The following is a 594-nucleotide window of genomic DNA, read 5'->3' as shown; positions in this document are numbered from 1 at the left end:
GCCTTGCCCTCCATCACCGGCAGCGCGGCCTTGGGGCCGATGTTGCCGAGGCCGAGCACGGCGGAGCCGTCGGTGACCACGGCGACGCTGTTGCGCTTGATGGTGAGCCGGCGCGCGTCCTCGGGGTTCTCGGCGATGGCCTGACAGACCCGGGCGACGCCGGGCGTGTAGATCATGGAGAGGTCGTCACGGTTGCGGATCGGGTGCTTGGACGACATCTCGATCTTGCCGCCGAGGTGCATGAGGAACGTACGGTCCGAGACCTTGCCCAGGGCCACGCCCTCGATGCCGCGCAGCTTCTCGACGATCTCGTCGGCGTGCGCGGTAGAGGTCGCGGCGATGGTGACGTCGATCCGCAGCTTCTCGTGTCCCGACGCGGTGACGTCGAGGCCGGTGACCGATCCGCCGGAGGACTCCACGGCGGTGGTGAGCTGGCTGACCGCGGTCCCGCTCGCGGGGACCTCCAGCCGGACCGTCATCGAGTACGAGACGCTAGGCGCCGTTGCCATGGCCGACTTCCTCTGCTTTCCCTTGTTCCCTTGGAACGCGGCCACGCTGGGCGGGCCGCGTCTGTCGATGCTCCCACTTACCTCT

At 68.7% G+C, this 594-nt stretch carries 1 pseudogene; it reads right to left on the bottom strand.

Annotated features, from left to right (window positions below):
• Positions 1–509 (bottom strand): annotated as a pseudogene (locus KUM32_RS41765) (NAD-dependent malic enzyme); the annotation flags it as partial.
• Positions 510–594: the final 85 nt, after the last annotated feature.

The sequence above is a fragment of the Streptomyces sp. AC627_RSS907 genome (assembly GCF_019049165.1).
Note: the sequence above shows the minus strand (reverse complement) of the source record. Positions and strands in the feature narration are given on the sequence as shown.